Annotated in this window: 27 protein-coding genes and 2 pseudogenes; 9 read left to right on the forward strand and 20 right to left on the reverse strand. The window is 68.4% G+C overall.

Annotated features, from left to right (window positions below; genetic code table 11):
* The 4 genes and pseudogenes from C5F75_RS02520 to C5F75_RS37080 form a co-directional block, all read right to left on the reverse strand.
* Window positions 1–236 (reverse strand): annotated as a pseudogene (locus C5F75_RS02520) (aspartate aminotransferase family protein); the annotation flags it as partial.
* A 34-nt stretch (window positions 237–270) separates the two neighbouring features.
* Window positions 271–1,608 carry a glutamine synthetase family protein gene (locus tag C5F75_RS02525; RefSeq protein WP_059576368.1) on the reverse strand — a complete coding sequence of 446 codons (1,338 nt, stop codon included), beginning with the start codon at window positions 1,606–1,608 and terminating at the stop codon, window positions 271–273.
* Window positions 1,609–1,636: 28 nt separating this feature from the next.
* Window positions 1,637–2,422, reverse strand: coding sequence for a gamma-glutamyl-gamma-aminobutyrate hydrolase family protein (locus tag C5F75_RS02530; protein ID WP_059576375.1), 786 nt, complete (start codon window positions 2,420–2,422; stop codon window positions 1,637–1,639).
* A gap of 283 nt (window positions 2,423–2,705) precedes the next feature.
* Window positions 2,706–2,888, reverse strand: coding sequence for a hypothetical protein (locus tag C5F75_RS37080; RefSeq protein ID WP_059576381.1), 183 nt, complete (start codon window positions 2,886–2,888; stop codon window positions 2,706–2,708).
* 434 nt (window positions 2,889–3,322) lie between these two features.
* Here C5F75_RS37080 and C5F75_RS02545 point away from each other — a divergent pair, with 434 nt between their 5' ends.
* Entirely contained in the window at window positions 3,323–3,874 is a 552-nt protein-coding gene (locus C5F75_RS02545; protein WP_059576469.1) for a cupin domain-containing protein, read from the forward strand.
* Window positions 3,875–3,962: 88 nt separating this feature from the next.
* Window positions 3,963–5,453 (forward strand): aldehyde dehydrogenase, encoded by a 1,491-nt coding sequence (locus C5F75_RS02550; protein WP_059576383.1) that lies wholly within the window; start codon window positions 3,963–3,965, stop codon window positions 5,451–5,453.
* 58 nt (window positions 5,454–5,511) lie between these two features.
* Here C5F75_RS02550 and C5F75_RS02555 read toward each other — a convergent pair whose 3' ends face one another.
* Complete coding sequence (locus tag C5F75_RS02555) at window positions 5,512–5,712, reverse strand: heavy-metal-associated domain-containing protein (protein WP_059576472.1); 201 nt, start codon at window positions 5,710–5,712, stop codon at window positions 5,512–5,514.
* Between the two features lie 331 nt (window positions 5,713–6,043).
* Between C5F75_RS02555 and C5F75_RS02565 the strand changes: the two genes are divergently transcribed.
* On the forward strand, window positions 6,044–6,376 hold the full coding sequence (locus C5F75_RS02565; protein ID WP_006488047.1) for a cupredoxin domain-containing protein: 333 nt from the start codon (window positions 6,044–6,046) through the stop codon (window positions 6,374–6,376).
* Between the two features lie 12 nt (window positions 6,377–6,388).
* Window positions 6,389–7,225 (forward strand): FTR1 family iron permease, encoded by an 837-nt coding sequence (locus C5F75_RS02570; protein ID WP_059576386.1) that lies wholly within the window; start codon window positions 6,389–6,391, stop codon window positions 7,223–7,225.
* Window positions 7,226–7,340: 115 nt separating this feature from the next.
* Here C5F75_RS02570 and C5F75_RS02575 read toward each other — a convergent pair whose 3' ends face one another.
* The 9 genes and pseudogenes from C5F75_RS02575 to C5F75_RS02615 form a co-directional block, all read right to left on the reverse strand.
* Window positions 7,341–7,559 carry a hypothetical protein gene (locus tag C5F75_RS02575; protein WP_006477594.1) on the reverse strand — a complete coding sequence of 73 codons (219 nt, stop codon included), beginning with the start codon at window positions 7,557–7,559 and terminating at the stop codon, window positions 7,341–7,343.
* Entirely contained in the window at window positions 7,559–8,011 is a 453-nt protein-coding gene (locus C5F75_RS02580; RefSeq protein WP_059576388.1) for a hypothetical protein, read from the reverse strand. The genes C5F75_RS02575 and C5F75_RS02580 overlap by 1 nt, the downstream gene beginning before the upstream one ends.
* A 69-nt stretch (window positions 8,012–8,080) precedes the next feature.
* Window positions 8,081–8,401: a helix-turn-helix domain-containing protein gene (locus C5F75_RS02585; RefSeq protein ID WP_059576393.1), complete on the reverse strand. Its 321-nt coding sequence runs from the start codon at window positions 8,399–8,401 to the stop codon at window positions 8,081–8,083.
* A pseudogene (locus C5F75_RS02590) lies at window positions 8,397–8,642 on the reverse strand (type II toxin-antitoxin system RelE/ParE family toxin); the annotation flags it as partial. The gene C5F75_RS02585 and the pseudogene C5F75_RS02590, both read right to left, overlap by 5 nt.
* Before the next feature lie 131 nt (window positions 8,643–8,773).
* On the reverse strand, window positions 8,774–10,591 hold the full coding sequence (gene glmS / locus C5F75_RS02595) for a glutamine--fructose-6-phosphate transaminase (isomerizing) (RefSeq protein WP_059576396.1): 1,818 nt from the start codon (window positions 10,589–10,591) through the stop codon (window positions 8,774–8,776).
* 54 nt (window positions 10,592–10,645) lie between these two features.
* Window positions 10,646–12,007, reverse strand: coding sequence for a bifunctional UDP-N-acetylglucosamine diphosphorylase/glucosamine-1-phosphate N-acetyltransferase GlmU (gene glmU / locus C5F75_RS02600; RefSeq protein WP_059576400.1), 1,362 nt, complete (start codon window positions 12,005–12,007; stop codon window positions 10,646–10,648).
* Between the two features lie 135 nt (window positions 12,008–12,142).
* Window positions 12,143–13,138 carry a tRNA 2-thiocytidine(32) synthetase TtcA gene (gene ttcA, locus C5F75_RS02605; RefSeq protein WP_059576403.1) on the reverse strand — a complete coding sequence of 332 codons (996 nt, stop codon included), beginning with the start codon at window positions 13,136–13,138 and terminating at the stop codon, window positions 12,143–12,145.
* Window positions 13,135–13,539, reverse strand: coding sequence for a dihydroneopterin aldolase (locus tag C5F75_RS02610; protein ID WP_059576406.1), 405 nt, complete (start codon window positions 13,537–13,539; stop codon window positions 13,135–13,137). The genes ttcA and C5F75_RS02610 overlap by 4 nt, the downstream gene beginning before the upstream one ends.
* A 75-nt stretch (window positions 13,540–13,614) precedes the next feature.
* A complete protein-coding gene (locus C5F75_RS02615) occupies window positions 13,615–14,358 on the reverse strand; it encodes an SDR family oxidoreductase (protein WP_059576409.1) in 744 nt (247 codons plus the stop codon).
* 13 nt (window positions 14,359–14,371) lie between these two features.
* Here C5F75_RS02615 and C5F75_RS02620 point away from each other — a divergent pair, with 13 nt between their 5' ends.
* The gene (locus tag C5F75_RS02620) at window positions 14,372–15,562 is read left to right on the forward strand and encodes a class I SAM-dependent methyltransferase (protein WP_059576412.1); all 1,191 of its coding nucleotides are present in this window, start codon (window positions 14,372–14,374) and stop codon (window positions 15,560–15,562) included.
* A 44-nt stretch (window positions 15,563–15,606) separates the two neighbouring features.
* Window positions 15,607–15,801, forward strand: a complete 195-nt coding sequence (locus tag C5F75_RS02625) for a DUF2905 domain-containing protein (protein WP_011546377.1) — start codon at window positions 15,607–15,609, stop codon at window positions 15,799–15,801.
* A gap of 58 nt (window positions 15,802–15,859) precedes the next feature.
* Here C5F75_RS02625 and C5F75_RS02630 read toward each other — a convergent pair whose 3' ends face one another.
* The 6 genes from C5F75_RS02630 to C5F75_RS02655 all read right to left on the reverse strand — a co-directional run bounded on the left by C5F75_RS02630 (window position 15,860) and on the right by C5F75_RS02655 (window position 22,867).
* Window positions 15,860–16,081, reverse strand: coding sequence for a hypothetical protein (locus C5F75_RS02630; RefSeq protein ID WP_059576415.1), 222 nt, complete (start codon window positions 16,079–16,081; stop codon window positions 15,860–15,862).
* A 120-nt stretch (window positions 16,082–16,201) separates the two neighbouring features.
* A complete protein-coding gene (locus C5F75_RS02635; protein ID WP_059576418.1) occupies window positions 16,202–17,110 on the reverse strand; it encodes a carbohydrate kinase family protein in 909 nt (302 codons plus the stop codon).
* On the reverse strand, window positions 17,107–18,387 hold the full coding sequence (locus C5F75_RS02640) for an AGE family epimerase/isomerase (RefSeq protein WP_059576421.1): 1,281 nt from the start codon (window positions 18,385–18,387) through the stop codon (window positions 17,107–17,109). Before C5F75_RS02640 ends, C5F75_RS02635 begins: the two co-directional genes overlap by 4 nt.
* Window positions 18,384–19,403, reverse strand: a complete 1,020-nt coding sequence (locus C5F75_RS02645; protein ID WP_059576424.1) for a LacI family DNA-binding transcriptional regulator — start codon at window positions 19,401–19,403, stop codon at window positions 18,384–18,386. The genes C5F75_RS02640 and C5F75_RS02645 overlap by 4 nt, the downstream gene beginning before the upstream one ends.
* Window positions 19,404–19,773: 370 nt before the next feature.
* The gene (locus tag C5F75_RS02650) at window positions 19,774–21,618 is read right to left on the reverse strand and encodes an EAL domain-containing protein (protein WP_060010414.1); all 1,845 of its coding nucleotides are present in this window, start codon (window positions 21,616–21,618) and stop codon (window positions 19,774–19,776) included.
* Window positions 21,619–21,835: 217 nt separating this feature from the next.
* The gene (locus C5F75_RS02655; protein WP_104011834.1) at window positions 21,836–22,867 is read right to left on the reverse strand and encodes a bile acid:sodium symporter family protein; all 1,032 of its coding nucleotides are present in this window, start codon (window positions 22,865–22,867) and stop codon (window positions 21,836–21,838) included.
* Between the two features lie 346 nt (window positions 22,868–23,213).
* Here C5F75_RS02655 and C5F75_RS02660 point away from each other — a divergent pair, with 346 nt between their 5' ends.
* The 3 genes from C5F75_RS02660 (at window position 23,214) to C5F75_RS02670 (ending at window position 26,274) form a co-directional block, all read left to right on the forward strand.
* Window positions 23,214–23,696, forward strand: coding sequence for a hypothetical protein (locus C5F75_RS02660; protein ID WP_060317111.1), 483 nt, complete (start codon window positions 23,214–23,216; stop codon window positions 23,694–23,696).
* A 344-nt stretch (window positions 23,697–24,040) separates the two neighbouring features.
* Window positions 24,041–25,117, forward strand: a complete 1,077-nt coding sequence (locus C5F75_RS02665; protein ID WP_059641258.1) for a porin — start codon at window positions 24,041–24,043, stop codon at window positions 25,115–25,117.
* Window positions 25,118–25,311: 194 nt separating this feature from the next.
* Entirely contained in the window at window positions 25,312–26,274 is a 963-nt protein-coding gene (locus C5F75_RS02670) for a LysR family transcriptional regulator (RefSeq protein ID WP_104011835.1), read from the forward strand.
* Window positions 26,275–26,331: the final 57 nt, after the last annotated feature.

Consider the following 26,331-nt stretch of genomic DNA (forward strand, 5'->3'; position numbering starts at 1 on the left):
ATCCCGTCGATGATCTTGTTGCCGTCCGAATCCCACAGGTAGACGCCGTCGGCCTTCACGATCACGCGGCTGCCGGCGCGGTTGAGCGCGCCCATGTCCGAGAACGGGTGGATGTGGTGCGCGGCGTCGAGCGCGCGATATTCGGCGGTCGAGCGCGCCTGCGTCGCGCGCGGCGCGGCGGCCGTGGCGCTCGGCGCGGCCGGCTGGATCCAGGCAGATTCGTTGCGGTAAGTCATGTTTCCTCCGTGATTCCGTATGCGGTTGGCACGCTTACACGTGCAGCAGCAGATGGCGGCGTTCCCACGAGCTGATCACGCGGAAGAACGCTTCGTATTCGGTTTCCTTCAGCGCGAAATACGCCTTCAGGAACTTGGGCCCGAGGATTTCGCCGAGCGGCTCGCACGCGGCCATCAGCGTCAGCCCTTCCTCGAGGTTGCGCGGCAACTGGTACGGCAGGCTGTAGCCGTCGCTCACCAGCGGCTCGGTCGGCTCCAGGCGCTGCGTCATGCCGAGGTAGCCGGCCGCGAGCGTCGCGGCGAGCGCGAGGTACGGGTTGCAGTCCACGCCCGGGATGCGGTTTTCGATGCGGCGCGCGGCCGGGCCCGAATGCGGAATGCGGAACCCCACCGTGCGGTTGTCGTAGCCCCACTGCACGTTGATCGGCGCGGCCATGAAGCGCGACAGGCGGCGGTACGAGTTGATGTACGGCGCGAAGATCGGCATCAGCGCCGGCGTGTACTTCTGCAGCCCCGCGAGGTAGTTGTAGAACATCGACGTCGCGCCGCCCGTCTCCTGCGACGTGAACAGGTTCTGGCCCGTTTCCTCGTCGACGATGCTCTGGTGCACGTGCATCGCCGAGCCCGGTTCATCCTCCATCGGCTTGGCCATGAACGTCGCGTACATGTTGTGACGCAGCGCGGCCTCGCGCACCGTGCGCTTGAACAGGAACACCTGGTCGGCGAGCGACAGCGCGTCGCCGTGCATGAAGTTGATCTCCATCTGCGCGGCGCCGACTTCGTGGATCAGCGTGTCGATGTCGAGGTTCTGTGCTTCGCAGTACTCGTAGATGTCCTCGAACAGCGGGTCGAACTCGTTGACGGCCTCGATCGAATACGACTGGCGGCCCGTTTCCGGGCGTCCCGTGCGGCCGACCGGCGGGCGCAGCGGCAGGTCGGGGTCCTTGTTCATGTCGACCAGGTAGAACTCCAGCTCGGGTGCGACGACGGGCTTCCAGCCCTTCGCCTTGTACAGGTCGAGCACGCGGCGCAGCACGTAGCGCGGCGAGATCTCGACCGGCGAGCCGTCGAAATGCACGCAGTCGTGGATCACCTGCGCGGTCGGGTCGACGGCCCACGGGATCAGGCGGATCGTCGACGTGTCGGGCACGCACACCATGTCGGGGTCGGTCACGCCGGTGAGCGATCCGTCTTCCGGATAGTCGCCGGTGACGGTCTGCACCATCACGGCCTGCGGCAGGCGCATCGATTCGCCGGACGTGAACTTGTTGCGCGGCGTGATCTTGCCGCGCGCGATGCCGGCCATGTCGGGAATGATCGCTTCGATCTCGGTGATCCGGTGCTGCTTCAGAAAGCCTTCGATGTCTTGCATGTCTGTTCTCGTTGTCTGGTGGGCGCGCTCAGGCGAGCGCGGCGGCGGCCGTGGCCCGCGTGCGGGCGGCGCGGCGGGCGCGGCAGGCGTCGCCGAACGCGCGGAAGATCGCGCTCGACAGCGGGTTCTGCGCGTGCCGCCATTCCGGATGCCACTGCACGGCGAGCGCGAATGCCGGCGCGTCGGCGACGCTCACGGCCTCGATCAGGCCGTCCGGCGCGACGGCCTCGATCGCGAGGCCCGCGCCGAGCCGCGCGATGCCCTGCTTGTGCAGCGAGTTCACGTGCACTTCGTCGCGGCCGCCGGCGAGCGCATGCAGCTTGCCGCCGGGCGTCAGGCGCACGACGTGCGCCGGGCCGTATTGCGTGTCCAGCGGCGCGTCGTCGTCCTCGCGGTGATCGGCGAGGCCGGGCACGTCGTGCACGTGCTGGTGCAGCGTGCCGCCGAAGACGACGTTCAGCTCCTGGAAGCCGCGGCATACGGCGAGCACGGGCACGCCCGCGACGATGGCCGCACGCAGCAGCGGCAGCGTCGTCGCGTCGCGCGCCGGGTCGTGCTTCGTGCCCGGCGCACTCGGTTCGCCGCCATACAGATGCGGCTCGACGTTCGAGTAGCTGCCGGTAAACAGCAGCCCGTCGACCGCGTCGAGCACGTCGTCGGTCGACTGGCGCTCGCCGAGGGCCGGCAGCACCATCGCGAGCGCCTGCGCGCCGTCGACGATCGCGGCGACGTACTTGTCGCCGACCGTATGCGACGCGTGGGCGCCGATCTGGGTGAGGTCGGCGGTGATGCCGACGAGAGGTTTCCTTTCCATGACGTCAATCAGTAATCCGTAGGGACGTGACGTGCCTCGAGCCGAATGCGGCAAAACGCGGGCGCGACACGACCCCGCAGCCGGGCGCGAGGCGCACGGCCGCTGGTGAATGGGCGCAACGGGATGGCGTGGTGATCCGCGCTGCGCGCGACGGTCAGGCCGTCGTTCGGTTCATCGCGATGCGCGACGCGGCAACGCATGCGCGCACGCGTTCCGTCACCGCATGGACGATGCGGTTGGCGAATCGGCGGACGAAACGAACGGCGTAAAGAAAGGAGAGGCGCTACGGCAGCAGCGACGCCACTTCGTCGGTATCGACGGCGACGAATGCGCGTGCGGAAACGGCGTTGTGGCGCCGAACGGAACGACGGGACAGGATGGTGTAGATCGACAGGTGAAGCAGGCGAGGACTATGCCAGCCGCAACTGCCGTCGGAAGCGGGACCGGCGCTGCGCAAACTTCGCACATCGCCTCGATCCCACCTCACCAGAGGGCCACGGACTCTCACGATTACACTCGACTGGTTTGTTGAAAGTATTGAACACCTGATCGTTTCGACGCGCGGGGCGTTTAAAATAATCGAGGCGCCGGCCCTGCGTCATTCAACATTGACGGGCATCGATTGCTGCATTGCGATGCCGCTTTGACGCTGACCTGAGAGCCAGCATATACGAGCCAATAACGGCGTCAAATGTTTTTTAATGGTCCTGCATCAGGGCTTTCCCGAGCAGTATGAATAAAAGATTCGTAAAGGGAATAGTCGGCGCGCCGTCCATTATTTCGAACGCCTTTCAGGGTTTTCCCCGCTGATGTGCGTCATAAAGTGATTAGAATATTCAACGGCTGTCCAATGCGTCGTTTCACTTTGTCATCGCACTTATCGTGTCCGAAACCGAATCGATGTCCACCGAAGTCGCCGAGCGCCTGCGTTTCGTGCGCAACAAGCATGGCCTGTCGCAGCGCGAACTCGCGAAACGCGCCGGCGTCACCAACGGCACGATCTCGCTGATCGAACAGGGGCGCGTGAGCCCGTCGGTCGGCTCGCTGAAGAAACTGCTCGAATGCATTCCGATGAGTCTCGCCGAGTTCTTCACGTTCGAGCTCGTCGAATCGCGCGCGATCGTGTCGCGTCGCGACGAGATGCCGAACCTCGGCAACGAGTCGCTCGCGTTTCAGCTCGTCGGCGCGAACGTGAAGGACCGCAACATGTGCATCCTGCGCGAAACCTATCAGCCGCTGGCCGACACGGGCCCCGAGATGCTGGTGCACGCGGGGCACGAGGGCGGCGTCGTCGTGTCGGGCCGGCTCGAGCTGACCGTCGACGGCGTGACGTGGCTGCTCGACCCCGGAGACGGCTACTACTTCGAAAGCCGTTTGCCGCATCGTTTTCGCAATCCCAGCGCGGAACTGATCTGCGAGGTCGTCTCGGCCAATTCGCCGGCGACCTTCTGACCGCGCGTCACCGCATTCGCTGCAGGCCGGCCGCGTGCCACGCGCGCGGCGTGCCGCATCGCGAATGCCACAACATTGAGGTATCCCGATGAACAAGTTGACTTTGGCTGACTGGCAACGCAAGGCGGCGTCGCTCGAGATCGAAGGGCGCGCATTCATCGATGGCGCGTCGCGCGACGCACACGGTGGCAAGACGTTCGACTGCGTGAGCCCGATCGACGGCCGCGTGCTGGCGAAGGTCGCCGACTGCGGCGAAGCGGACGTGAACGCGGCCGTCGCGGCCGCACGGCGCGCGTTCGACGCAGGGGTATGGGCCGGCCTGAACCCGCGCGAACGCAAGGCCGTGCTGCTGCGCTGGGCCGCGCTGATGCGCGCGCATCTCGACGAACTGTCGCTGCTCGAGACGCTCGACGCGGGCAAGCCGATCGGCGACACGACGACGGTCGACGTGCCGGGCGCCGCGTACTGCGTCGAATGGTTCGCAGAAGCGATCGACAAGGTCGGCGGCGAGGTCGCGCCGGCCGATCACCATCTCGTCGGTCTCGTCACGCGCGAGCCGGTCGGCGTGGTGGCCGCCGTCGTGCCGTGGAACTTCCCGATCCTGATGGCCGCGTGGAAATTCGGCCCCGCGCTCGCGGCAGGCAACAGCGTCGTGCTGAAGCCGTCGGAGAAATCGCCGCTGACCGCGATCCGCGTCGCGCAGCTCGCGTTCGAAGCCGGCATTCCGGCCGGCGTGTTCAACGTCGTGCCGGGCGCGGGCGAGCCGGGCAAGCTGCTCGCGCTGCATCGCGACGTCGACTGCATCGCGTTCACGGGCTCGACGGCGGTCGGCAAGCTGATCATGCAGTACGCGGCGCAGTCGAACCTGAAGCGCGCGTGGCTGGAGCTCGGCGGCAAGTCGCCGAACATCGTGCTGCCCGACTGCCCCGATCTCGACCGCGCGGCGCAGACGGCGGCCGGCGCGATCTTCTACAACATGGGTGAGATGTGCACGGCGGGCTCCCGGCTGCTCGTGCATCGCGACATCAAGGATGCGTTCATCGAGAAGCTCGTCGCGGCCGCGCGCGCCTACGTGCCGGGCAATCCGCTCGATCCGTCGGTGTCGATGGGCGCGATCGTCGACGGCATCCAGCTCGAGCGCGTGCTCGGTTACATCGAGGCGGGGCGCGGCGAAGGCCGGCTCGTTACCGGCGGCGCACGCGTGCATGCGGAAACGGGCGGCTTCTACGTCGAGCCGACGGTGTTCGAGGTGAAGCCCGATGCGAAGATCGCGCGCGAGGAAATCTTCGGGCCCGTGCTGTCGGTGATCGTGTTCGACGACGTCGACGAGGCCGTCAGGATCGCGAACGACACCGAGTACGGGCTGGCCGCGGCCGTATGGACGTCGAACCTGACGACCGCGCACGACGTGTCGCGCCGGCTGCGCGCGGGCACCGTGTGGGTGAACTGCTATGACGAGGGCGGCGACATGAACTTCCCGTTCGGCGGCTACAAGCAGTCGGGCAACGGCCGCGACAAGTCGCTGCACGCGCTCGAGAAGTACACCGAACTGAAGTCGACGCTGATCCGGCTGCGCTGACGTGTGGCCGGCTGCCGGCGCCTCGCCGTTCGGCGGTGCGCCGGCGATCGCAAGCGCGTTACGCGCTGCGCAGCGCGGGATGGAAGCCGGCGGCTTCGATGATCGACCGCACGCGTTCGGCGCCTTGCGCCGACTCGACCTTGACGATCTTCGCCGCGACATCGATGTCGAGCTTCGCGGCGGGATCGGCGGCCGTCACCGCGCGCGTGATCGCGTTGGCGCAACCGCCGCAGGTCATGTCCTGGACTTCGAATTCCATCGTGTGTTCTCCGGATTGGTGGTTGACGAATACGTTCAGCATGAAGCTTGCCACGGTAGGAAGGTCAAGCGCCGCATACGGCGGTGGGCATCGCATCAGCCATTTGTAATGCTGAGGTCTGACGAATGGGCATTTGCATGCGTGCGTCAGTCCGAATCTTTCCCGATTGACGGCCGTGCATTGCCGGAAAAACCCGGCAAAGCCTTGCGCGGCAACGCGCGCGTCGCATCGACGGTGCACGATCTCCATGCCGCGAGTAAGGGTACTTCGGGGTGAAAATGCGAATCGATCTTAGTATCGATTCCCTTCCATATTTCAAACGATTACGCACATGACCCGTTTCGCTATCGGTTTCGCACTGGCCCTGCTGGGCGCGTCGGCCACGTCCGCCTTCGCTGCCGACGACGTCGTCAACCTCACGCTGAAGGACCACAAGTTTTCGCCGGACGGCGTGACGATTCCTGCCGGCAAGAAGGTGAAATTCGTCGTGAAGAACCTCGACGCGACGCCCGCCGAATTCGAGAGCGACGACTTCAAGGCGGAGAAGGTCGTGCCGGCCGGCAAGTCGGTCGAGATCCTCGTCGGGCCGCTGAAGGCCGGGACCTACGAGTTCCACGACGAGTATCACGAAGCGCAGTCGAAGACGCATCTGACCGTCAAGTAAGCCGATACCGACATGCTGTCCACTGCCCTGATCGTCTTTCGTGAAGTGCTCGAGGCCGCGCTGGTGGTCTCGATCGTGATGGCCGCCACGAAGGGCGTGCCGCGGCGCGGCTGGTGGGTGGGCGGCGGGCTGGTCGGCGGCGTGGTCGGCGCCGGCCTGATCGCGGCGTTCGCCGACGTGATCTCGCAATGGGCGTCCGGCATGGGGCAGGAGGTCTTCAACGCGGGCGTGATGTTCGTCGCGACGCTGATGCTCGCGTGGCACTGCATCTGGATGAGCCGGCACGGCCGCGAAATGGCGCTGCACATGGGCGAGGTCGGCCGCGCGGTCGCGGCCGGCCGCCGGCCGCTGACCGGGCTCGCGATCGTGGTCGGGGTCGCGGTGCTGCGCGAGGGTTCCGAGGCCGTGCTGTTCCTGTACGGGATCGCGGCGGGAGACCCGGGGCAGACGCCGCAGATGATCGCGGGCGGGCTGCTCGGCGTGCTCGGCGGCGCGGGCCTCGGCTATGCGATGTATGCGGGCCTGCTGCAGATTCCGCTCAAGCGCCTGTTCTCCGTCACCAACGGGTTGATCGTGTTGCTGGCGGCGGGCATGGCAAGCCAGTGCGTCGGCTTCCTGCTGGCCGCGGGCCTCGTGCCGTCGTGGGGCGATGCGGTGTGGGACACGTCGTGGCTGCTCAAGGAATCGAGCATCGTCGGCAAGGCGCTGCATACGCTCGTCGGCTATACCGCGCGCCCGGCGGGTATCCAGATCGCCGTGTACGTCGCGACGCTGGTGGCGATCGTCGTGCTGGCACGGCTCGTCGGCCGGCCGCGGGAGACGGTGAGGCCGCCGCACGCCGCGGCGTGAGTCGAGGGGTTCGAATGAAAGAAGGGGCGTCGCGGACGCCCCTTCTTCATTTGCGGTGCGCGCCGCACCTGCGCGGCCTCATCGGTGACGGCCGTGGATGCGCGCTTGCGTTCGGTCAGCTGTGGTTGTCGATCCACGCGCGCGCCCATTCGAGCCCTGCATCGCGCGCGTCGTCTTCGGTGTCGAATACGCCGAGCACGCCCGACGCCTCGACCAGCCGGTTGTTCTGCGTGATCGTGCCGCTCGCCGCGAAGCGCTCGGGCTGCATGATCTCGTCCTGCTGCAGGATCGCGTGGCCCCAGATCTGGTAGCCGTGGTAGGTCTGCGCTTCCATTATCGAGTCACCTCCGCGGAGCGGCCGTGCGTGCCGACCTGCAGCACGTTGCCGTCCGGCGTGTATTGACGCGGGATGTCGGAGAACGTGAGCGCATGCGTCGCGTCCGGTGCGCCCGGCTGCATCACCGTGAGATGCCCCGGCGCGGGTTGCGCCACGGGGCGCGGGGCGGCCGGCGTGTCGGTCGCGGTGGCGGCCGGGCGGTGCGGGCCGGCTTTCACGGCCTGCGCGACGCGGCGCTTGTGCGGTTTCGCGGCGGCTTTCGGCGTGGCGCTCGCGTGCTTCTCCGCGCTCTTGCCGGTACGCGCGTCGGCGCCCGGGCGCGCAGCCGGCGTGCGAGCCGCGGGTTGCCGCGCCTCGGGCGGGTTCCAGACCTCGACATAGTGCTCGGCGGCCCAACTCGTCGACGCGAACGTCAGCGCCAGCAATCCGCATCCAAACAGTCTTACCATTGTCTCTCCGTCACATTCGTTGCGGCGCGCGTGCGGCCGGGCCGTGCATGGGCAGTCGGGGAAGCCGGCTCAGGAGAACACCTCGAGCCCGTGTTTTTCGACGATCTGAAGCATGCGCGCGGCGATGCCGCTCGGCCGCTTGTCGCCCTGTTCCCATTGGCGGATCGTCGACGTCGTCGTGTTCAGGTAGAGCGCGAACACGCTCTGGCTGACGTTGACCGACTTGCGGATGCGGGCGATCGCTTCCGGATCGAATTGCGGCGCGGCTTCGATGCAGAGATCGTCGTATTCCCGCATCGTCTTCTTGTCGAGCAGGTTGGCGCGATAAAGCCCCGACGCGGCGCTGTGGATCGCCTCCGTTGCGTCGCTCTTGAATCGACCCTTGGCCATTGCAAATCTCCACAAGCGCTTTCAGTGCGACCGGCGTCGCGATGTCGCTGTCGGTGTGTCGACCTACGTCCGCGGCGAGCTTTCCGAGGCGCCTCTTCCAGACATTGCCGCCGGGATCGACGCCCTGGCCGCGGGCCAGTTCCCGCACCGCGCGGCAGAGCTCGCCATCGGCGATTCCCGCTTTCCCGGCTGCCTGGTGAAACCCCTTCGTCTTGAACACGCGTCGTACGGATGCAGGCATGTCGAGCCGGTCGAGTCAGCACCGGATTATATACCACTACGTGGTACATATTTCGACCTGGCCGAATGGCCTGCCTTGCGCGCGCACGCGGTCGGGACGGCCCGGCGAGGGGGCCATCCCGTCGCGCGGCATTACTCCACTGTCACCGATTTCGCGAGGTTGCGCGGCTTGTCGACGTCGGTGCCGCGCGCGCACGCGGTGTGATACGCGAGCAGTTGCAGCGGCACGACGTGCAGGATCGGCGACAACTGGCCGTAGTGTTCCGGCATCCGGATCACGTGCAGGCCGTCGTCGTTGACGATCTGCGTGTCGGCATCCGCGAACACGTATAGCTCGCCGCCGCGCGCGCGCACTTCCTGCATGTTCGACTTCAGCTTCTCGAGCAGCGTGTCGTTCGGCGCGACCGTCACCACCGGCATCGCTTCGGTGACGAGCGCGAGCGGCCCGTGCTTCAGCTCGCCGGCCGGATAGGCTTCGGCGTGGATGTACGAGATTTCCTTCAACTTCAGCGCGCCTTCGAGCGCGATCGGGTAGTGCAGCCCGCGGCCGAGGAACAGTGCGTTTTCCTTGCGCGCGAATTCCTCCGACCACGCGATGATCTGCGGCTCGAGCGCGAGCACGCTGTTCAGCGCGGCCGGCAGGTGGCGCAGCTCCTTCACGAATTGCGCTTCCTGCGCGGCGTCCACGTGCCCGCGCAGCTTGCCGAGCGTCGCGGCCAGCACGAACAGCGCGACGAGCTGCGTGGTGAACGCCTTCGTCGACGCGACGCCGATCTCGGTGCCCGCGTGCGTCAGGAACTGCATCTCGGTCAGGCGCACCATCGCGCTCGTCGCGACGTTGCACACCGCGAGCGTATGCGTATGGCCGAGCGACTGCGCATGCTTGAGCGCCGCGAGCGTATCGGCCGTCTCGCCCGATTGCGAGATCACGAGCACGAGCTGGCGCGGGTTCGGCACCGACTCGCGGTAGCGGTATTCGCTGGCGATCTCGACCTGGGTCGGGATCTTCGCGATCGATTCGAGCCAGTACTTCGCGGTGAGGCCCGAGTAGTAGCTCGTGCCGCACGCGAGGATCAGCAGGCTGTCGATCTCGGCGAACGCGGCGGGTGCGGCATCGCCGAACAGCGTCGCGTCGAAGGCTTCCGTCTGCGGCACGGTGTCGCCGATCGCGCGCGGCTGCTCGAAGATTTCCTTCTGCATGAAATGGCGATAGGGCCCGAGCTCGACCGCGCCGCCGTACGCGCTGACCACGCGGATCTCGCGCTGCACGGTGGCGCCGTGGCGATCGACGACCGTCACGCCGTCGAGCGACAGCTCGCACACGTCGCCTTCCTCGAGGAACGTGAAGCGGTCGGTGCTGCCCGCGAGCGCGAGCGCGTCGGACGCGAGGAAGTTCTCGCCGTCGCCGTGACCGACGACGAGCGGCGAACCCTGGCGCGCGCCGACGACGGTGTGCGGCTGGTCCTTGTGGATCACGGCGATCGCATACGCGCCGTGCAACTGGTGAACGGCTTCGCGCACCGCGTCGAACAGGTTGCCGCGGTACAGGCTGTGCACGAGGTGCGCGATCACTTCGGTGTCGGTCTGCGACACGAATTCGTAGCCCTTCGCGCGCAGCGTTTCGCGCAGCGTCTCGAAGTTCTCGATGATGCCGTTGTGCACGAGCGCGAGCGCGTTCGACGAGAAGATCGGGTGCGCGTTGTGCGTGACGGGCGCGCCGTGCGTAGCCCAGCGCGTGTGCGCGACGCCGGTCGAGCCTTCGAGGTGCGTCTCGCGCACCTGCGCATCGAGATCGGCGACGCGCGCGACGCTGCGCGCGCGCTTCGGTGCGTCGGGCTCGAGCACGGCGACGCCGCACGAGTCGTAGCCACGGTATTCGAGGCGCCGCAATCCTTCGATCAGCACCGGAACGATATTACGCTGCGCAACTGCGCCGACAATGCCGCACATGAATGGTCAGTCCTGTAAGTCGACGCGGGCGCCGCGCGGGCGCCCGCAAAAGGTTCAGCTCTTCTTCTTGACCGGGCGGACGTAGCCGCTCTTCGCGGTCTGCGTCTTCTCGTTCAACGCGAGGACGCCTTCGGCGACGTCCTTCCAGATCGTCGTGCCGGCGGCGATCGTCACGCCGCGGCCGACGCGCACGGGCGCGACGAGCTGCGTGTCGGAGCCGACGAACACGTCGTCCTCGATCACGGTGCGGAACTTGTTCGCGCCGTCGTAGTTGCAGGTGATCGTGCCCGCGCCGATGTTCACGCGCGCGCCGATGTCGGCGTCGCCGATGTACGTGAGATGGTTCGCCTTCGAGCCGTGGCCGATCACCGCGTTCTTCACCTCGACGAAGTTGCCGACGTGGGCTTCGTCAGCGAGCTGCGCGCCGGGGCGCAGCCGCGCGTACGGGCCGATCACGGTGTTCGCGCCGAGCGTGGCGCCGTCGATGTGCGTGAACGCGTCGATGCGCGTGTCCGCGCCGATCGATGCGTTGCGGATCACGCAGTTCGCGCCGATCGTCACGTTGTCGGCGAGCGTCACGTTGCCTTCGAACACGCAGTTCACGTCGATCGATACGTCGCGGCCGCAGCGCAGCGCGCCGCGCACGTCGACGCGCGCCGGATCGGCGAGCGTGACGCCGTCGACGAGCAGCGCATCGGCGACGTTGCGCTGGTGAATGCGCTCGAGCGCCGCGAGCTGCGCCTTGCTGTTCACGCCGAGCGTTTCCCATTCCTCGTCGGGCTGCGACGTGACGACCTCGAAGCCGGCCTCGATCGCGAGTTCGACGACGTCGGTCAGGTAGTACTCGCCCTGCGCGTTCTCGTTCTTCAGCGCGCCGAGCCACATCGACAGCTGGGCCGTCGGCGTGACGATGATGCCGGTGTTGATCTCGGCGATCCTCAGCTCTTCCGGCGATGCATCCTTCTGCTCGACGATGCGCGTGACGAAGCCGGACGCGTCGCGCACGATCCGGCCGTAGCCGGTCGGGTCGTCGAGCGTGACGGTCAGGATCCCGTAGCGGCCCTCGCGCGCGGCGTCGACGAGACGCCGCAGCGTCGACGCGCGCGTGAGCGGCACGTCGCCGTACAGCACGAGCGTCGGTTGCGCGGGATCGAGCAGCGGCAGCGCCTGGCGCACCGCGTGGCCGGTGCCGAGCTGTTCGGCCTGCACCGCGAACTGGACGTCGGGCGCGGCGACGGCGGCCTGGACCTGCTCGGCGCCGTGACCGACGACGACGACCAGCCGGGACGGCTGCAGCGTGCGTGCGGTGTCGATGACGTGGGAGAGGAGCGGCCTGCCGGCCAGGGGGTGAAGCACTTTCGGCAGCGCGGAGCGCATGCGCTTGCCGGTGCCTGCCGCCAAAATCACGATATTCATGGCGCCAGCTTGTCAGAGGAGTTCGAAGCCGTCCATTTTAGCATGCGGCCCCTGGCGCTCCGGGCCTGTCGCGGCGGGGCGACGGCGCCGGAAAGGGCGGCCGGCGCCCGGTTCCGGCGGGTGTTCCGCCCCTGCTTACAGGTCGTCGAACTGGACGATCGAGATCGGCCGGGCGGCTCCCGGCGCCGCCGACTCGTCACCCGACGCGCACGGTTCCTCGTCGAACGCGATGTCGCCTTGCGGGTCGGCCTCGCCCGTCGCGCGCAGCGACTGGAACGGATACAGCGTCGTGTCCATCAGGTGCGACGGCACGACCTTCGCGAGCGCGTTGAACATGTTGTCGACGCGGCCCGGGAAGCGCTTGTCCCAGTCGCGGATCAGCGCCTTCATTTCCGCGCGCTTCAGGTTCGGCTGGCTGCCGCACAGGTTGCACGGGATGATCGGGAATTCGCGCAATTCCGCGTATTTCTCGAGATCGGTTTCCTTCACGTACGCGAGCGGGCGGATCACGATGTTCCTGCCGTCGTCCGACTGCAGCTTCGGCGGCATCCCCTTCAGCTTGCCGCCGTAGAACATGTTCAGCAGCAGCGTCTGCACGATGTCGTCGCGGTGATGGCCGAGCGCGATCTTGGTCGCGCCGAGCTCGCCGGCCACGCGGTACAGGATCCCGCGGCGCAGCCGCGAGCACAGCGAGCAGGTCGTCTTGCCTTCCGGCACGAGCCGCTTGACGATGCTGTAGGTGTCCTGGTTCTCGATGTGGAACGGCACGCCGACCTGCGTCAGATATTCGGGCAGCACGTGCTCGGGGAAGCCCGGCTGCTTCTGGTCGAGGTTCACCGCGACGATGTCGAAGTCGATCGGCGCGCGCTCGCGCAGCCGCAGCAGCACGTCGAGCATCGCGTAGCTGTCCTTGCCGCCCGACAGGCACACCATCACCTTGTCGCCATTCTCGATCATGTTGTAGTCGCCGATCGCCTGGCCGACCTGGCGCACGATCCGCTTGAACAGCTTGTTGTTCTCGTACGCTTCCTTCTGCTCGCGGCGCGTGAGCGCGGGGCGGCCGGCCGACGCGGCGGCGTCGTCCAGCGTGGCGGCGTCGGCCGCCGTGTCGTTCATGTGGGGGGCGTTCATGCGCGCTCCTCGTCCTTGATGCGAAAGACTTCGACGCCGACGGCGTCGCAGTCCGGATAGGCGTCCGGTTTCTCGGTACGGACGCGTACCGCGCGCACGGTGTCGTGCGCCAGCAGGTGCGCGGCGATCGAATCGCACAGCGTTTCCTGCAGGTGGATGTGGCCGCGCGCCAGGCACTGCGCGACGCTCTGCTTCATCAGGTCGTAGTCGACGACTTCGTGCAGCCGGTCGTCGACGGGGGTGGACAGCGCGAGCGGCACGAACAGGTCGATGTTGATGACGACGCGTTGTTCGCCGCGCTTCTCGTGTTCGAAGGCCCCGATGTTGATGTGCACCTCGTAGTCGCGCAGGTAGAGCCTGCGGCAATCCGCGAGGCGGGGGTGCAGGAGAGCGGAAAACATGGTCGTCCCAGTCAAATTGGCGTGCGCGCACGCAAAGCGGCGCGGGCGGCGGCTCTCAGGCCGCGCCCGCGCGGTTCATTCATTCGGGCCGGCGGCCGGCGGCACCAGGTGCTCGCCGCCGTCGACGGTCAGTGTCGCGCCGGTGACGCCGGGCGCGCTCGCGAGATAGCAGGCGGCCGCCGCGATGTCGTCCGCGTGCGGCGCGTGGCCGCGCACCAGCGCCGCGACCCGCACCTTCGGCGCGAGCGCCAGCGCGAGCGCCGACGTCGCGCGGTTCAGTGCGGCCTGCATCAGCGCGTGCGACAGTTGCGCCGGTGCCGGGTGAAACAGGGCCTGATCCAGTACGTGGATCGCGCACGCGCGCAGCGTTTCGTCGTCGCGCGCGGCGTCGGGCGTCGCGTCGGCGAGTGCGCGCGCCACAGCGAGCGGCGCCGTCACGTTGCGTGCGAGCGCAGCAGCGAGCGACGCGCCGTCCACCGTGTGCGCGTCGTCGGCGCCGGCGCTGGCGCTGACGAACACCGCGCACGCGGGCCGGCCGAGCGCTTCGCCGCACGCGGCGACGAGCGCGGCCGCATCGGTTTCCAGGGCCAGATCGGCGTCGAGCACGGCCGCGCGACGGCCGAGCGCCGCGACTTCGGCGACGAGCGCGTCGGCGGCCGCGCGCGGCGCGCCGTGGCCGCGCTGCAGCGCGACGTCCCAGCCGCGGCGGGCGAAACCCGTCGCGAGCGCACGGCCGATCGACGCGGCGTCGGCCGCGCTGCCCAGGGCGCCCGTGACGAGCACCACGCGTGGGGTCGACGTATCGGCTGAAACGGTCATTTACAATGCCGGGATGAACCCGAAAGCTCACGAACCCGCTAGTTTACCTGCTCCCGGCCCTGACGCGCTCGCGCAGTCCGAAACCCTCGCCGCGCAACTGCGCGACGAGATCGCGACGGCCGGCGGCTGGCTGCCGTTCGACCGCTTCATGGAGCGCGCGCTGTATGCGCCGGGCCTCGGTTATTACAGCGGCGGCGCGCGCAAGTTCGGGCGTCGCGCCGACGACGGCAGCGACTTCGTCACCGCGCCCGAGCTGTCGCCGCTATTCGCGCAGACGCTCGCGAATCCGGTCGCCGAAGCACTGGCGGCGAGCGGCACGCGCCGCGTGATGGAGTTCGGCGCCGGCACGGGCAAGCTCGCGGCCGGGCTGCTCGCGGCGCTCGACGCGCCGGGCGTCGAACTCGACGAATACCTGATCGTCGACCTGTCCGGCGAACTGCGCGAACGGCAGCGCGACACGATCGAAGCCGCGGTGCCGGCGCGGGCCGCGAAGGTGCGCTGGCTCGACGCGCTGCCCGAGCGGTTCGAGGGTGTCGTGGTCGGCAACGAGGTGCTCGACGCGATGCCGGTGCGCCTCTTCGCGAAGGCGGACGGCGCGTGGCGCGAGCGCGGCGTCGCGCTCGACGCGCGGCAGGCGTTCGTGTTCGACGACCGGCCGGTCGGCGCGGCCGCGTTGCCGGCGGTGCTCGCGGGGCTGGACGTCGGCGACGGCTACGTGACCGAAACGCACGAGGCCGCGCTGGCGTTCACGCGCACCGTCTGCACGATGCTCGCGCGCGGCGCGGTGCTGCTGGTCGACTACGGTTTCCCCGCGCACGAGTACTACCACCCGCAGCGCGACCGCGGCACGCTGATGTGCCACTACCGCCACCACGCGCACGACGACCCGTTCGTGTACCCGGGCCTGCAGGACATCACCGCGCACGTCGAATTCACCGGCATCTACGACGCGGGCGTCGCGACCGGCGCCGATCTGCTCGGCTACACGTCGCAGGCGCGCTTCCTGTTGAACGCGGGCATCACCGACGCGCTGGCCGCGATCGATCCGTCCGACGTCCACGCGTTCCTGCCGGCCGCGAACGCGGTGCAGAAGCTGATCTCGGAGGCCGAGATGGGCGAGCTGTTCAAGGTGATCGCGTTTTCGCGCGGGATCGACGGCACGCTCGACGCGTTCGCGCGCGGCGACCGTTCGCACGCGCTCTGACGGGCGCGACACATGTACGTTCCCCATGTAAACGGGCCTCAGGCATGCTGCGCTGGCTATTGACGACGTTCATCGCGGTGATGATCCTCACGCGCTGCTGGCCGTGGCTCGGCAAGCTCGGCATCGGGCGGATGCCGGGCGACGTCACGCTGACGCTCGGCGGGCGGCGCTACCCGTTCCCGTTCATGTCGACGCTGGTGCTGACGATGCTGGTATCGATGGTGGCGCGGCTGCTCTGAATCGAGCGGGACGGCGCGTCGCGGTCGCACCGCGGCGCGCGCGTGAGGGTGCTGCGCGTCACAGCTCGATCTCGCCGAGGATCCGGTGCGCGAGCGCCTTGGCTTCCTCGAACGCTTCTTCCTCGCTCGAACTCGTCGTGTGGACGTCGTAGCGCATGTTTTCCGTCTCGTCGCCGTCGTCCCGCGCCAGGATCACGTAGCCCTGAAACTCGCCGTTGTCCGAGCGGTGCGTATGCGCCTTGGCCGTGTAGATGCCTTTGGTGAACGTGTTCGTGTCCATCGTGCCTCTCCCGCAATAGGACGCTTCATCGTAGCACTGCGGCGCAGCATGGTGAATGCGGTTTATCGGTGACCGATCGGCGGCCGGCCACCGTTCCTTCTTCGCCTTTTCAGCGTGCCTTCACCCTTCAAGCAGCGCGACGACCTCGTCGAGCGCCGGGGCGTGCGCGCCCGTATGCCGGCACGCGGCGGCGCCGGCCGCCACCGCGAACGCGAGATGCTCGCGCCAGCCGCGCCGCGGCGCGGCCATCAGGCTGAACAGCAGGCCGCCGATCGACGCGTCGCCCGCGCCGACGGTGTCGGCCACCTCGACGCGCGGCGGGCTGGCTTCGTGCACGTCGCCGTCCGCATGGAGCGTGGCCGCCTGCGCGCCGCGCGTGACGAGCACGGCCGCCCGCGGGTTCAGCGCGCGCACCGCCGCGATCGCGTCGGGGCCATCGCCGCCGAACAGGTGCCGCAGGTCTTCGTCGGACACCTTGATCAGGTCGGCGAGGGCGGCCATCTTCTCCAGCGTCGGCCGGTACGCGGCCGTCATCAGGTTCCGCACGTTCGGGTCGAAGCTGATCTTCACGCCGCGCGCATGCAGGTCGGCCGCGAGCGCGGCCAGCGTGCTCGCGAGCGGTTCGCGCACGAGGCTGATGCAGCCGAAATGCGCCCATTTCACATGATCGGTCCAGCCGGCCGGCAGCCGTGCCGGATCGAACGCGAGATCGGCGCTCGCTTCGCCGATGAAGAAGTACGCGGGCGGGCGCGTCTCGTGGACGATCGCGAGCAGCGGCGGCCGCGCGACGCGCTGCAGGAAGCGCAGGTCGAGGCCGGCCGCTTCGCTCGCGCGCCACAGCACGTCGGAGAAGCAGTCTTCGCCGATCGCGCCGGCGAGCGCGCTCGGCACGCCGAGCCGCGCGACCGCGCGCGCGACGTTCCAGCCGGCGCCGCCCGGCACCGACGTCCACTGCGCGTCGCCCGCGCGCACCATGTCGGTCAGGATGTCGCCCGCCGACACGAAAGCCGGAAACGTGCCGCCGCTCATTGCGTCGGCTCGCTGCGTTGCGCGCGCGCGAGGGTCGCGAGCACGTCGTAGCAGGCGCCCATCGTGTGATAGTCGGTCTTGCCGGCCGGGCTCTTCTCGTCGCTGTACTTGCGGTTGTCGCAGGTGAGGATCCGGTACCACGCGCCGTAGCGGTGATCGACGAAGTGCGCCCAGCTGTAGCGCCAGATCTCGTCGTACCAGTCCCAGAAACGCTCGCTGCCGGTGCGCGCGCCGAGCATCGCGGCCGCCGCGAAGGTCTCCGCCTGCACCCAGAAATACTTGTTGTGGTCGCAGATCGTGAAGTCCGGGCCGAAGCCGTAGCAGAGGCCGCCGTGATCGGCGTCCCATGCGTGCGTGAGCGCCGCGTCGAACAGCTCGGTCGCGCGCGGCACGAGCCAGTCGAGCGGGCGGTGCCGCTCGAGGATCAGCAGCAGCTTCGCCCATTCGGTCTGGTGCCCGGGCTGGAAGCCCCACGGGCGGAAGATGTTCGAGCTGTCTTCCTTGTTGTAGTCCCAGTCGACCGACCAGTCCGCATGGTAGTGCTCCCACACGAGCCCGCCCGACAGCGCGGCCTGGCGCTGCGTGATGTGGGTGGCGAGCTTTTCCGCGCGATCGAGGTACGTGAGGTGGCCGGTCGCCTCGTAGGCGGCGAGCAGCGCTTCCGTCATGTGCATGTTCGCGTTCTGGCCGCGATACGTCGATACGTTCCAGTTCGGCGTCGCGTCGTCCGCATAGAGGCCCGCGGCCGCATCCCAGAAGCGGTGCTCGGCGAGCTCGTAGGTGGCCGCGATCAGCGGGCGCGCTTCGTCGATGCCGGCCATCGTCGCGTGGGCGGCCGCGAGCAGCACGAACGCGAGGCCGTAGCAGTGGCGCGTGCCGTCGAGCGTCGCGCGCTTCGCGCCGTCGCGCCAGTCGAGCTCCCAGTCGTAGCCCTGCAGCGCGTCGTCCCAGTGCGCGTCGCGCAGGAAGCGCAGCCCGTGGCGCGCGTATTCCAGGTGGCGCGGATCGCCGAAATGCCGGTACGCCATCGCGTAGTTGAAGACGAACCGGCAACTGCTGACGAGATGGCGCGACGTGCGGTTGTAGATGCTGCCGTCGTCGCGGAAGTAGTGGTAGAAGCCGCCCGTCGGGTCGAATGCGTTGGCCGCGTAGAAGCGCAGCGTGTCTTCGACGTGCGACAGCAGGAACGACGGATCGCGGAAGCTCGCGACGAACGGTGCGGCTGGCGCGTGGCCGGCCGGCGCGGCGGCGCGGGGTTGGACCGGAGGCATGTTCATGATTCTTGGACCGTGGCGGTATCGAGTGCCGGGGAGCCGGCGGGCTGGCTGCTGGCCCGCACGATCAGCTCGACGGGCAGGGAAATCTCGGTGCGCTCGGGCGCTTCGGCGAGCAGCAGCTCGACGCCGCGGCGGCCCAGCGCTTCCTTGTCGACCGCGAGCGTCGTGAGCGGCGGGCTCGCGTGCGCGGCGGCCGGGATGTCGTCGAAGCCGACGATCGCGATGTCGTCCGGAATCCGCAGCCCGCGCGCGATGCACACGCGCTGCGCGGCCAGCGCGGCTGCGTCGTTGTACGCGAACACGGCTTCGGGCCGCGGGCCCGGCGCGTCGAGCAGTTGCTCCATCGCACGCGCGGCGCCCGTGTCGGGGTCGAGCCCGGCGTCGATCGTCACTTCGTACGCGGGATCGAACAGCCGCCCGGCTTCGAAGAACGCGCGCCGATAGCCGATCGCGCGCTGCGCGATGCTGTAGTGCGCGGCCGAGCCGCCGATGAAGGCGATCCGCGAGCGGCCGGTGGCGAGCAGGTGGCGCATCGCGAGTGCCGCGCCGGTCGCGTTGTCGATGTTGACCGAGCGCAGCCCGGGCGCCCACAGGTCGATCAGCACGAGCGGCCGGCCGGTGGCGGCGAGCGCCTCGATCGTCTCGGGCTCGATGAAGCCGGCGACCGCGATCGCGTCGGGCGCGTGCGGGCGCATCTGGCGCAGCACGTCGTCGTTCGGGCCGACCGTGAGCAGCGTCGGGACGATGCCGCGCTCGCGGCACGCGTCCTCGACGCCGTGCAGCACGTGCGAGAAGAACGGGCTCGCGGGAAAGCGGTTGTGCTGCCGGTGCAGCAGGAACGTGAGCCGGCGGATGCGCGGCCGCAGCTGGGCGGGATCGTAGCCGAGCTGCTGCGCGATCCCGACGATGCGCGCGCGCGTGGCTTCGGACAGGCCGGGCTGGTTTTTCAGCGCGCGGGAGACGGTGCCGATCGAAACCTCAGCCGCCCGCGCCACATCGCGAATGGTCGTACCCATCGTTCGGGGTCCGGTTTGTTTAGGGTGGAGGCGATTGTATAGTAAAACGTATCGCGGAATTCGGGCCGGATAACCGGGGAATACCCGCAAATAGCGGATTTTTAAGCGCTAATCTGCGAAAACGCCGTTACTAAAAATACTAAACAAAACGCGAAAAAGGCAAGGTGGGCGTGCGGGTGTCCGGCGGTGCCGACGCAGCGCCGCAAAATGGGCAGTCGGACCGCGCGCCCGTGCGAGCGTGGAGGCGCCGTGGCCGTGACCGATGACGATGAGAGGCCGTTGCGCGACAGCCGAACGTTGCAGCGGCCGGGCATCGGCCCCCTCGCATGGTGCGCCGGTTTTCCGTGCGTCGCGGGCGACCGTCCGTCGTTCAGCCGGCCGCCACCGCCACGGCCGGCGGTTCGCCGCGATGCCGCAGCGCGGCGCGGCCGGCATCGAGATCGACGACCGCGAGCCCGTCCGGCTGCTGCTTCGCCCGCCGCTTCGCGAGCGCGGCGACCGACGCGATCTCGTCGCTGCCGTAGCGTTTCGCGCCGTGCGCGCCGGCCGGCACGCCCACCGCGCCGATCGCCATCGTCACGAAGCCGAAGAACGCCGGGTTGCCGTGGCGGTCCTCGCCATGCAGCCCGCCCGCCTGCCGGTCGGCCTGCGTGTAGAAGAGCCGCGCGCCGTCGTTGAAGCGCGCGATCGCGTCGGCGGCGCGCTCGCGCCAGTCGTCGCGCTGGAACAGCACCAGGAAATCGTCGCCGCCGACATGGCCGAGAAAGTCGCGCTGCGGGTCGCATACGCCGGCCAGCACGGTCGCGGCGAACTTCAGCACTTCGTCGCCTTGCCAGTAGCCGTACTGGTCGTTGAACGGCTTGAACTGGTTCAGGTCGACGTAGCACGCATGAAAGCCGGCGTCGCGCTGGAGCAGGCGGTCGATGTGCGCGCTGATCGGGATGTTGCCGGGCAGGAAGGTCAGCGGATTCGCGTAGCGCGCGGCCTCGATGCGCATTTCGGTCACCGTGCGCACCAGGCTCTCGCCGGTGCCGAGCCCGACATAGCGGCCGTGTTCGGTGATCACGAAGCCGTCCGCGAGATAGCGCTGGTCGTGGCTCGCGAGCAGCAGCGCGAGTTGCTCGAAGGTCGTCGCGTTGTCGATCATCAGCGGCGCATCGTTCGCGAACTGCAGGCACGGCTTCTTCCCGAACACCTCGCGGTGATACGGCAGCGCGAAACGGTCGATGAAGCCGCGACGATTGACGAGCGCGACGGGCCGCCCGCGCTCGACGAGCGCGACCGCGTGCAGGTCGGGCATCCGGTTGAACAGGTCGAGCACGTCGTTGCTGGTCGCGTCGCGCGGCAGCGCCGGGGCGGGCACGAGCATCTTCCCGGCGATCGTGCCGGCCGGCCGCACCGCGCGCGTCATGCCGGGAAACACCGCGATGTGCGGCGCGCGGATCGCGTCGCGCGCGGCCGGCGCGACCACCCGCGACGGCTGCGCGTTCGGCCGGCCGAGCAGGAAGCCCTGCACGCAGCAGATGCCCATGTCGCGCACGACGATCAGGTCGCATTCGTTCTCGATGCCTTCCGCGATCAGCTTCGCGCCGCTCGCCTGCGCGAAGTGCTGCATCGCCTTCACGGCCTCGAACTTGAGCGGGTCGCGCGCGATGTCGTGAATGAAGAAGCGGTCGATCTTCACGAGGTCCGGGTGCAGGCGCAGCCACAGGTTCATGCTCGCGTTCGCGGTGCCGTAGTCGTCGAGCGCGAACTGGATGCCGGCGTCGCGCAGCGACGCGACCGCCGGCCCGATGTCCGCGAGATCGGGAATCGCGTTCTGCTCGGTGAGCTCGATCACGATGCGTTCGGCGCCGATGTGCGCGCGGCCGAGGAACTGGCATGCGCGCTCGCGTTCGCTGGCGAGCGTGAGGATGGTGCCCGCGCTGAAATTGAGGAACAGCTTGCCGTCGCAGCCGAGCGCCGCGAACGCGTCGAGGCAGGCGAGCGCGGCCGCCCGTTCGAGCGCGATGGTTTCGCCTTCGCGCGCGGCCTGCGCGAACAGCGCGGCGGGCGGCTCGAGGTCGGTGCCGCGCGGGCCGCGGATCAGCCCTTCGTAACCGACGACCGTCCCCGACCCGAGGTCGACGATCGGCTGGAAGACGGCGGCGAGCGCGCGATCCGCGATCAGGCGCGAGGTGCGGGTGGCGGCGGAACCGGAGTGGGGCGCGGGCATGGGCGAGGGCAGCCGAATCGACGGGACGTCCGGCTTAACGGCATCGCGCGCGGAGAATTGAATGAAGATTTCGTGACATGACCGGCGTTGCCGGTGCATCGCGCCGGATGCGCATCGGCGCGTGGCCGGAAGTGGCGAGGGACCGAAAACGGGGGGCGATGAGCGGAAAGCGGAAAGCGGAAAGCCGCCCGCGGCGGCCATCGCGCCCCCGGACGCGTCAGCGCTTGCCCGCGCTCAGCGCGCCGGATGCGGCCGTCGCGGCGCGCTCGTCGTGCTCGCCGCTCGTGTCGCGCGCGCCCCAGCGCTGCGCGAGCGCCGCGCACGCCATCAGCTGGATCTGGTGAAACAGCATCAGCGGCAGCACGATCGCGCCGACCGCGTTCGCCGAGAAGATCACCTTCGCCATCGGCACGCCGGCCGCGAGGCTCTTCTTCGATCCGCAGAAGATGATCGTGATCTGGTCGGCACGGTTGAAGCCGAGCCGCTTGCTGACGAACGCGGTCAGCAGCAGCGCGATCGCGAGCAGCACGAGGTTGACGACGAGCAGGCCGCCGAGCGCGCGCGGCGGAATCTGGTGCCACAGCCCCTCGTTGACGGCCTCGCTGAACGCGACGTAGACGACCAGCAGGATCGAGCCCTGGTCGACGAAGCGCAGCACGCCGCGATTGCGGTCGATCCAGCCGCCGATCACGGGCCGCAGCAACTGGCCGGCGATGAACGGCACGAGCAGTTGCATCACGATGCTGCCGACGGTGCTCCACGGCGACGCGGCCGCGGCCGACTGCGACGTGATCATCAGCCCGACGAGCGCCGGTGTGACGAAGATCCCGAGCAGGCTCGACGCGGAGGCCGCGCACACGGCGGCCGGCACGTTGCCCTTCGCGATCGACGTGAACGCGATCGACGACTGGACCGTCGACGGCAGCGTGCAGAGGAACAGCACGCCCGCGTACAGCGTCGGCGTGACGAGCGGCTGCAGCACGGGTTTCAGCGCGAGGCCGAGCAGCGGGAACAGCGCGAACGTGCTGAGCAGCACGAGCGCGTGCAGCCGCCAGTGCGTCGCGCCCGCGACGACGGCTTCGCGCGACAGTTTGGCGCCATGCAGGAAAAACAGCAGGCCGACGGCGATGTTGGTCGCCCAGTTGAACGCATGGGCGGCCGGGCCGCGGCACGGCACGAGGCTCGCGAGCACGACGGTGCCGACGAGCGCGAGCGTGAAGTTGTCGGGAAGAAAACGGGGACGGGCCATCGGGAACTCGATTCGGAAACGACGAAGGCGCGCGTCGCGCGCGCGGATGGCGTTATTGTCCCGGTTGACGATTCACTACACAAATTCATTGTGCGAATCGATTGATGAATCGATGGCATGCAACGGTGGCCGCCGTCCAGGGCCGCCCGCCGCCAAAACCGCGGAAGAACGTTCCGTCGCGATCGCGCCCGGAAGTGAAAAAACCTAGCAGTAACATGGTGTTACACCGATGCCGGCGACATAACACTTTTTGGCTCGACACGCTTTCCCCCCGCTCATAAATTACTGCTGAAAGCCTTGGGTCGGCCGAAAGGAGCCGGCGGCGGGCGTCGATGGGCACGGAACGATGACGGAACGGGTGAAACGGAAGATCGGACGATGGGTGGCAGGCGTGCTCGGCACGCTGCTGATGCCGCTCGCGCTCGCCCAGCCTCCCCACGGCGGTCACGGGTTCGGCAGCCACGGCTTCGGCGGCGGCGACATGCGCGCGTACGGTCAGCCCGCCGGCGGCGCGCCGGTGTGGCGTCGCGTGCCGCCGTCTGCCGGCGTGCGTCCCGGCGGCGTGAGCGGCGCCGGCTCCCGCTGGGGGCTGCGCCCGACACCGTCGTACGGCCATTACGCCGCGCAAAGCCCGTATCGGCCGATCAACGCCGAAGTCCGCCAGATGCCGCGCCCGCCGGGCGGCGGCAACGTCCCGCTGCGAGCCGGCTCGATCCGCGCCGACGTCGCGCGCTACAACGAGGAGCGCGGCGGCCGCCCGATGCCGCCGCCCCGCTCGCAGGAAGAGCCTGCGCACTCGCCGTTTTTCTCCCCGTTCTACCGAAACTGAGCGCCCCGGCGCTCGTCCCCTTGCCGGCTGATGCGAATTCGCCACAGTCGCGCGCAGATTCCCGCTGATTTTCCCGCCGCATTGCGCTATCTTTCGCGCCCGGCACGCCATGCCGCGCCGCCGCCCGCCCGTGCGACCGCGTTCGTGCCGGGCCGCCGCCGTGCGTGCGGCCATGGATACCTGCCGCGAAGTTAATGCCGACGCTATACCCGCAATAAGCGTGCGCAATTTTGACCGGACGAATGATCCGTAAAGATGGCTGCGCCCCATACGACGCAAGCACTCGGCTCCATACAACAACGCTCGCGCCACTTATCGACTATTCGACAAAACCTGGAGATCCCATGAAAGCATTCGCCCGCCGTGCGTCGCGCACGTCCGTCAAGCTGATCGCCGCAGCCGCCTGCGTGGCGGCTGCCGCACCCGTCCATGCGCAGTCGAGCGTCTCGCTCTACGGGCAGGTTGACGAATGGGTCGGCGCCACCAAGTTCCCGGGCGGCGATCGCGCGTGGAACGTGTCGGGCGGCGGCATGTCGACGTCGTACTGGGGCCTGCACGGCGCCGAGGATCTCGGCAGCGGCTACAAGGCGATCTTCACGCTGGAGAGCTTCTTCCGTGCGCAGAACGGCCAGTACGGCCGCTTCCAGGGCGACACGTTCTTCGCGCGCAACGCATACGTCGGCATCAGCTCGCCGTACGGCACGGTGACGGCGGGCCGCCTGACGACGCACCTGTTCCTGTCGACGATCCTGTTCAACCCGTTCTACGACTCGTACACCTTCTCGCCGATGGTGTATCACGTGTTCCTCGGCCTCGGCACGTTCCCGACCTATCCGAGCGATCAGGGCGCGGTGGGCGATTCGGGCTGGAACAACGCGCTGGGTTACACGTCGCCTTCGTTCGGGGGCCTGAACTTCGGCGCGATGTACGCGCTCGGCAACCAGGCCGGCGACAACCGTTCGAAGAAGTGGAGCGCGCAGTTCAACTACGCGAACGGCCCGTTCGCGGCGACCGCCGTGTATCAGTACGTGAACTTCAACAACGGCCCGCAGGACCTGAGCGCGCTCGTGACCGGCATGAAGAGCCAGGGCATCGCGCTGGTCGGCGCCACCTACGACCTGAAGCTCGTGAAGCTGTTCGGCCAGTACATGTATACGAAGAACGACCAGGTCGCGGGCAGCTGGCACGTGAACACCGCGCAGGGCGGCGTGTCGGTGCCGATCGGCGTGGGCAACGCGATGGCGTCGTATGCGTACTCGCGCGACGCGGGCGGCCTCGACCAGACGCGCCAGACCTGGGCCGTCGGCTACGACTATCCGCTGTCCAAGCGCACCGACGTCTACGCGGCCTACATGAACGACCACATCAGCGGCCTGTCGACCGGCAACACGTTCGGCGCGGGCATCCGCGCGAAGTTCTGACGCGCACGCGCGATCGGTGCGCCGGCCGCGCGTCAATCGCGCGTTTCGGCTGCATGTTTTCCTGCCCGTCATTTTCAGTCCGAAGCGGCGCCGCCACCCGCGGCGCCGTTTTGCCTTTCTTGACCTTTCTGTTTCCCCGCCTTTGTTACCCTATCTCGTAATTGGTCGATTTCCCGGGATTGCGAGCTAGTTCGATGGATACCCTCGTCAGCATGAATGTGTTTCGCTACGTCGTCGAAGTGGGCAGCTTCGTCGGCGCGGCGGAGCGCATGCAGATGTCGGCGGCGATGGCGAGCAAGCACGTGATGCACCTCGAGCAGCAGCTCGGCGCCCGGCTGCTGCATCGCACGACACGACGCGTCGCGCCGACCGAGGCGGGACGCGAATACTACGAGCGCCTCGTGCAGGCGCTGTCCGAACTCGACGAAGCCGGGCAGGCCGTCGGCGCCGCGAGCGTGGTGCCGCAGGGCCGGCTGCGCGTGACGTCGCTGTCCGCGTTCGGGCTGCGGCACGTGATGCAGGCCGTCACCGATTATGCGGGCCGGTTCCCGGACGTGACCGTCGACATGACGCTGTCCGATCGCGTGGTCGACCTGATCGAGGAAGGCTACGACGTCGCGGTGCGCGCGGCGCCGAACGGATTGAAATCGTCGTCGCTGGTCGCGCGCCAGATCGCGACCGCGCACATCCTGCTGGTCGCGTCGCCTGCGTATCTGGAGAAGCACGGCACGCCCCGGACGATCGCCGATCTCGCGAATCACAACTACCTGCGGCGCGATTCGAATTCGACGATGCTCGATTCGCTGGTGATCGACGCGGCCGCCGCGTCGCGCGTGAGCCTGAACGGCAACCTGATCGTGAACCATCTCGAAGGGCTGCGCGCGGCCGTGCTCGCCGGCGCGGGCATCGCGCTGCTCGGCACCGAAGTGGTCGGCGACGACATCGAAGCGGGCCGGCTCGTGCCGGTGCTGCTCGATTCGGTGCCGCCGCACGAGGCGCCGATCTATGCGGTGTACGCGAGCCGTCGCCACGTGTCCGCGAAGGTGCGCTCGTTCGTCGACTTCCTCGCCGCGCGTTTCGAAGGGCAGTCGCTGTGCCCGTCGATCGAATCGCGCCTGCGCGTGCTGCCGATCACGCGGATGAAGCGCGCGAGCTGAGCCGCGTCGTTCCGCCGCGGCGGGGCAATAAAAAAGCGCGAACCGCTGCGGTTCGCG

It is taken from the genome of Burkholderia anthinoferrum, assembly GCF_002925705.1.
GTDB classification, from domain to species: Bacteria; Pseudomonadota; Gammaproteobacteria; order Burkholderiales; family Burkholderiaceae; genus Burkholderia; species Burkholderia semiarida.